Below are 6,044 nucleotides of genomic sequence, written 5' to 3'. Positions count from 1 at the left end.
GTACGCCGCGGCGCGCGCCATCTGCTCGTCGGCCGTGGGCTCCGTGGCTACCTCGCCCAGCCGGGCCGCCGCGCGGACGCGGACGGAGCCGGGCACCGCGTCGTCGCCGGCCACGCGGCGAAGCGCGTCGCGCGCGTCGCCCAGACGTCCGCCCGCGATCAGCAGGCGGACGCGCTCCAGCGCCAGCTCGGCCGCGTGCGGGTCCGCCCCGGCGCCGCGCAGGATGCCTTCTTCGCGCGCCAAGCGGTCCATCGCCTGGGCCGTGTCGCCCTGCGCAAGCCAGTACCTGCCCTCGGCACGCGCCAGCCGCACGCGCACGGGGGCGCTGGAGCTGGCCGCGCCCGCCACCGCCAGCGCGGCCTTGTCGCCCGCCTTGGACAGCGCCTCGGCCTGCAGGACGCGCAGCCAGTCGCCTTCGCGCGCCAGCGCCTGCGCCGCCTTGTCGTAGGCGTCGGCCGCCCCGGGATGGTCGTTCAGCCGGCCGAGCGCGCGGCCCAGGCGCGCGGCCGCCTCGGCCTGGCGGGGGGCGCGGCGCACCTTGGCGTAGCGGCGGTAGCCGTCGGCCGCGGCGGGCCAGTCGCCCTTGGCCTCGTGGGCGCGGGCCAGCAGGAACAGCCCCTCGCCGCCCGCGCGCTGCGCCAGCCAATCGCGGCCGTTCAGCAGGCGGCGGACCTGCGTCCATCCTTCCCACCCCGCCGCCGCCCGCGCCGCCAGCAGCACCACCGCGTCGGGCGCGTCATCCGGGTTGTTGACGAACGGGCGCAGCTCCTTCCACGCCTCCCAGGGACGCCCGCCCTCCACCAGCCCCTGCGCCTCGCGCACCGCCAGCGCCATCCGCGCGTTGCTGAACGCGGGCATGGGGTCGGCAGGAAGGCTGGGCGTGAGCTCGGAAACCGTGGGGACGCTGGACAGGAACGCACGCTCGCCCGCGGCGTTGCTGATTGCAAGGCCGGTTGCAAGGCCCACGAGGGCCGCCAGGGCGGGTGCGAAGCGATGCTGGATCATTGGGTACCACGAAACCGCGAGTGGGAACGCGCTCGCTCCCGGCACGGAAGGGCCTGAGTCCGGCCCAACCACGCGCTGCCACCCGCGCGAAAGAGCACGAACCGTTCCCCAAATCTTGCCGTGACAGCGAGTTGGATCGTGGCGGGGCACACGGGCGTTTCCTGGAGATACCCCGGCGGACGGCCGGATGGTTCCGTCTACGGAGGGCTTTGCGTTTCCGAGCTCGTCCTGCGCGGGTCACTCTCCCGGTCTGTGCTGAAAATTAGCACAGGCGCCCGACGGATCAATGTCGCTTCATTCGTCAGCCGCTCCGCGTCGCGGGCGATTGCGGCGGCAGCCAGTTGAGCAAGGCGCCAGTGCCCGGCTCCGCCGCGGAACCTTGACGCGCGCAGGGAGGTAATTACGTTTGTACTAACCGATGGGTTAGGGTCGATTGCAAGGGAGGGATGCATGCCATACAAAGGACGCTTCACCAGGACCGGGAACTCGAAATCATTCGCATTCGAGTCGGCCCTCTTCCGTTCGCATCCAGAGTTCGATTCCCGGAACGTCGAAGCGGATTACATCGGCCCGGGTGTGCTCCTGGTGCGCACCGTCGAGAGCGCGGATGAGTGGGTGCCGGGCGACGACCCCGTGCTCGGCGCCTTCCTTTCGTTCATCGAGCGCGACATGCTCGACAACCCCGAAAGCATCCAGCCGCTGTCAGCAGATCTTCTTGCGCGCGCGGAGCGGCTGGTGGGCGGGATGCAGGTGAACCTGGATGCTCCGCTCGACTAAGTGACGGACCTCCGCAATCGCTCGCGTGCGCCTGACAACCGCCGCGAGCCACCCGCCAGGAACGGGTGGAAGCTCTACCAGTGGCGGGCATTCGGCGAAGTTTTCGCCGATCTCATCCACGAGGTGGAGCAGCTCCAGCGTGCCGAGCCACGGTGATTCCAGTCTCACCGCTCGACGAAGCGGCTCGCCGCGATCTACCGCCTGATCACAGAAATCATTCCGGCGAACCCGAACTCGCCGGAGTTTCGGCAGGGAAATACGCTAGGCCGAGAGAACAAGCATTGGTTCTCAGCCGGATTCTACGAACGATATCGCCTGTTCTTTCGATTTCGCTCCGACACTCGCGTCATCGTGTACGCCTGGGTGAACGATGACGACACGCTCCGCGCCCGCGGTGCGCGTTCAGATGCCTACGCCGTCTTCCAGCGGATGCTCGAGGCCGGGGCGCCTCCGGGAGACTGGGATGAGCTGCTGGCCCAATCCGAAGGTCTGGAGCTTCCCGGCGAGTAGCTCCCCTCGAAGCGCGCTACCAGCCCGACGAAAGCTCCGGCGAACCCTCTCGCCGGAGCTTTCGTTCACATTTCATGGGTCCGAGCTACCGGACGCTCGCGGTCTTCATGGCGGGCCCCATGGTGAGCTGAAGATCCATTTCCTGCGTGCCGCGGCGGACGCGCACGGCATAGCGAGTTCCCGGCCGCCGGTCCTTGAACGGGTTGCCCCGGAACTCCCGGGCATCGCGGCCGTCGACGCTCAGGATCTGGTCCCCGTCTCGCAGTCCGCCCTTCCATGCGCTTCCGCCTTCCTTCACCCGCACAGCCGCATGCGCCGTCGGGTTCAGCATGCCCTTGCCGGGCTCGTAGCGCGGGCCGCCCCCCGCGGGCCACGAGATGGAATTGATGTCCAGGCTGCCGAGCGAAGGGTCACGCGGCCCCGTCGGCGCGCTCACCACCGTGTCGACCTCCTGTTCGGGCGCCGTGCCGGCCCCGGCGCTTGCGTCCGGCAGCTGCGGCGCGGCGGTGAGCGTGTTCGGCTCGACGCCGGTCCGGTCCGCGACATCGCACGCGGCGGCGGTCACCGCGGCGGCAATCGCGAGCAGGGGAATGGAGTTCAGCAGGCGGTGCTTGGGGGGGCGCGCGGTCATGGCCATGATTCTCCGCTCCAGTTCGCGGGTTGACTCGCCCCAGGCCGGAATGCCCAGAGGCAAAGGAGGGATGCTCGCGGCGGCGCGGAGCAGCGCGCGGCCGTACAGCTTGCGGCTGGCGCCCCGGGCGACCACACGGCGGTCGCAGTCGGTTTCCACCGCCAGCCGCAGCCGCCGATGCTGCCACCAGAGCGGCAGGTTCCACGGCATCGCGCCGACCGCGACGGTGGCGACAAGGAGCAGCCACGTGTCGCGCCCCGCCACGTGCTCCTGCTCGTGCAGCAGGATCAACCGGCGCTCCTCGGCAGATGCGTCCACCACCCACCGCGGGACCAGGAGCACGGGATGCAGCAGCCCGATGACCGCTGGCCCCGTGCGTTCCGAAACGCGAACCGTCACGCCATCCACTTCCGTTGGGATGGAGCGGGCGCTGATCGTCCGCAGCTTGCGGCCGGTCCACAGAAGCGTGGTGAAGATCGCCAGCGAGGATGCTGACCAGGCAAGGCCCAGGATCGTGAAGAGGCTGACCGCCCGGCGACCGTCATGATCGGGGAGCGGCGAGCTCTGCGCGCCGTCCGCCATCGGCTGCGGGACGGGCGCATCCATCGCTGCGATCGCGGCGGCGGGATCCGGAATGAGGCCGAGGTCCGGGAGGAACCCCGGGGCGGACAGGGCGAGTGCCGGCAGGAGGACGGAGCCCAGCACCGCAGCGGTCCAGATGCCGCGCCGCGGCGCCCCGAACCACCCGGCGACCCGTTCCGCCGCCAGGGCAGCGGCGCCCAGCAGCACGCCAACGAGAACGCTTTGGAATATCCAGTGCGGAGTCATGCGTCCTCCTCCTCGGCAAGGCGCCGGTCCAGCAGGTCGCGCATGCGTTCCAGTTCCCTGGCGGGGAGGTCGCGTTCCTTGACGAGCTGGGCCAGCAGCATCTCGGCGGAGCCGTGGAACACCCGGTCGACGATGCGGCTCAAGGCCCCACCGCTGGCCTCTTCCTGCTCGATCGCCGGAAAGTAGCGGTGCGCGCGGCCCTCCTTCTCGCGCCGCACGAATCCTTTTTCCTCCAGCGTCTGCAAGAGCCAGAGGACGGTGGTGTAGGCCAGGTCGTCGGGAAACTGCTCACGGACTTCGTTGACGGTTCCGGAGCCATGCTTCCAGAGGATGCTCATGGCGTCCAGCTCGCGATCGGTCAGGCGGGGGCGATCGGGCATTCCGCTCTCCTTTCTACGGGTCTGCCCGTAGTTTAATCGGCTTGCGGAACTTTGTCAACGGGTTCGCCCGTAGTTCGATCACGAGGACGCCCATTTCGCGGAAACGAGGGAAAACGAGAGCCGCGGAGGGGTGCGATCCCCCTCCGCGGCTCTCCCGCATCTTTCGTCGTCGTGAGGGCTGGACGTGCAGCTACGCCGCCACCGGCTCGTCCTCCCAGAGCATCTCGGCGACGCGCCCGGCGTCGCGGTCGGCGCCGATGCGGGTGAACAGCTCGCGGGCGCGCTCCAGCGAGGCGCGCGCCTCGTCCCCGCGGCCGCGCAGGCGCTGCAGGTCGCCCATCTCGCGCAGGGCCTCGGCCTCTTCCAGCTCCAATTCCGCGTCGCGGGCGATCTCTACCGCGCGCGACAGGTGCGCTTCGGCGTCGCCCAGGGCGCCCTCGGCGCGCGACACCATGCCGCGGAAGCGCGCCACGTCAGACAGCGCGCCGTGCGCCCCCACGCGCAGGGCCAGCTGCTCGGCGCGGTCCAGCGACTCGCGGGCCTCGCGCACCTTGCGCAGGCGCAGCAGCGGCTCGGCGCGGTTGGCGTACATGCGCGCCAGCAGGGGGTTGCCCGACATCCGCCCGGCGATCTCGATGGCCCGTTCGAAGCACACCTGCGCCTCCAGCCACTCGTTCAGGTCGGCGCACACCATTCCCAGATTGTTGTACACCAGGGCCGCGTTCTGCTTGTCGCCCGACCGCACGAACGAGCCGATCCCCTCCAGGTAGCGCGTGCGGGCCTCGCGCAGGTCACCGCGGATGTTGGCCACCACCCCCAGGTTCAGGCACGCCCACCCGATCAGCGCGTCGTCGCCCACGTCCAGCGCGCGCTCCAGCGCGGCCTCGAACAGGGTGCGCGCCGCCCCGTACTGGCGCTGGAAGTAGCGGATGGCGGCGCAGGTGTTGACGGCACGCGCCGCCGCCTGCCGCAGCCCGTTGCGTTCGGCCAGCTCCAGGCTGAGCTCCGCCAGCTCCTCGGCCTCTTCCCAGCGCTCTTCCTGCTGGCGGATGCGCGCCTGCCCGCGCACCGCGTCGGCGGCGGGCGCGACGTCGCCACCGCGGACGGATGCGTGGAACACCGCCGCGTACGCCGTGTCGGCGGCCGGCCAGTCGCCCTCCCGCTCCAGCCTGGACGCCTGCGCCTGCAGCGCGGCCATGTCGTCCGTCATGGGCTCATCGGCACTGGGGATGGTCGCCATCGGCAAAACGGGCCCCGCGACGTTCTGCCGCGGGGCCCCCTGTTCGCAGCGCGGGCGGCGGTCAGTTGCTGCCGTCGCCGCCCGAGTCGCCGCTGCGGCCCTGCCCGATCAGGTATCCGCTGAAGTGGTCCGTGGCCGTGGTGACCGTGCGGGTGAGCTTGTTGTCGACGCCGCCCTTGTCCTCCAGGATCTCCCGCGTGCCGGAATCGACGTAGTAGATCCGCAGGTTTCCCCGGTCGATGTCGGCGCGGGTGCAGCGCGCGTAGCTCAGCGACAGCACAACTGGCTGCAGGAACTCGAAGTGCTCCAGCCCCGCGGCCTTCACGTCCACTTCCACGTACCGCGACGCCGGGACCGTCATGGTGAAGCGGGTGGGCATCAGCACCGCGTTCGCGGGGATGATCACCCGGTGGCCTCCGGCCTCGAGGACACCTCCGAGGGCTCCGATGGTCGTCGTGCTGCTGGTGGCGGGGGCCGCCGGGCACTCCAGCGGCGACACGTCCGTGGAACGGGCCAGCAGGGCGGGCTGCACGGCGGCCGGGGGCGCAGCCGGGCTGTCGGCGCACGAAGCTGCCGCGCCTGCCAGGACGGCGAGCATGGTGAAGTGTAGCGTAGTCCGGAGCGTGTACATCGTCCGACTGCCTGCTGGAGGAAAACAATCCGTTTACCGCGA

At 70.5% G+C, this 6,044-nt stretch carries 6 protein-coding genes and 1 pseudogene; 2 read left to right on the top strand and 5 right to left on the bottom strand.

All coding sequences use genetic code 11. The features are described from left to right. Positions 1 to 1,005: tetratricopeptide repeat protein (locus VGB24_RS03805; protein ID WP_331071631.1), on the bottom strand; the 1,005-nt coding region annotated here is incomplete at its 3' end. Positions 1,006 to 1,590: 585 nt separating this feature from the next. On the opposite strand from VGB24_RS03805, the gene VGB24_RS03800 reads away from it, so the two are divergent. Together VGB24_RS03800 and VGB24_RS03795 are read left to right on the top strand one after the other, a co-directional pair. After that, a complete protein-coding gene (locus tag VGB24_RS03800) occupies positions 1,591 to 1,782 on the top strand; it encodes a type II toxin-antitoxin system PrlF family antitoxin (protein ID WP_331071630.1) in 192 nt (63 codons plus the stop codon). Between the two features lie 168 nt (positions 1,783 to 1,950). Continuing rightward, positions 1,951 to 2,292 (top strand): annotated as a pseudogene (locus VGB24_RS03795) (type II toxin-antitoxin system YhaV family toxin); the annotation flags it as partial. Positions 2,293 to 2,377: 85 nt separating this feature from the next. Here the strand turns inward: VGB24_RS03795 and VGB24_RS03790 are convergent. The 4 genes from VGB24_RS03790 to VGB24_RS03775 form a co-directional block, all read right to left on the bottom strand. After that, positions 2,378 to 3,751, bottom strand: coding sequence for a M56 family metallopeptidase (locus tag VGB24_RS03790; protein ID WP_331071629.1), 1,374 nt, complete (start codon positions 3,749 to 3,751; stop codon positions 2,378 to 2,380). After that, complete coding sequence (locus VGB24_RS03785) at positions 3,748 to 4,131, bottom strand: BlaI/MecI/CopY family transcriptional regulator (RefSeq protein WP_331071628.1); 384 nt, start codon at positions 4,129 to 4,131, stop codon at positions 3,748 to 3,750. The genes VGB24_RS03790 and VGB24_RS03785 overlap by 4 nt, the downstream gene beginning before the upstream one ends. Before the next feature lie 190 nt (positions 4,132 to 4,321). Then, positions 4,322 to 5,341, bottom strand: coding sequence for a tetratricopeptide repeat protein (locus VGB24_RS03780; RefSeq protein WP_331071627.1), 1,020 nt, complete (start codon positions 5,339 to 5,341; stop codon positions 4,322 to 4,324). A 91-nt stretch (positions 5,342 to 5,432) separates the two neighbouring features. Continuing rightward, positions 5,433 to 6,002, bottom strand: coding sequence for a hypothetical protein (locus VGB24_RS03775; protein WP_331071626.1), 570 nt, complete (start codon positions 6,000 to 6,002; stop codon positions 5,433 to 5,435). Positions 6,003 to 6,044: the final 42 nt, after the last annotated feature.

Origin of the sequence: Longimicrobium sp. (genome assembly GCF_036399935.1) — a bacterium.
GTDB lineage: Bacteria > Gemmatimonadota > Gemmatimonadetes > Longimicrobiales > Longimicrobiaceae > Longimicrobium.
The sequence above is the reverse complement of the archived record's forward strand: the minus strand, read 5'-3'. Positions and strand labels throughout refer to the sequence as shown.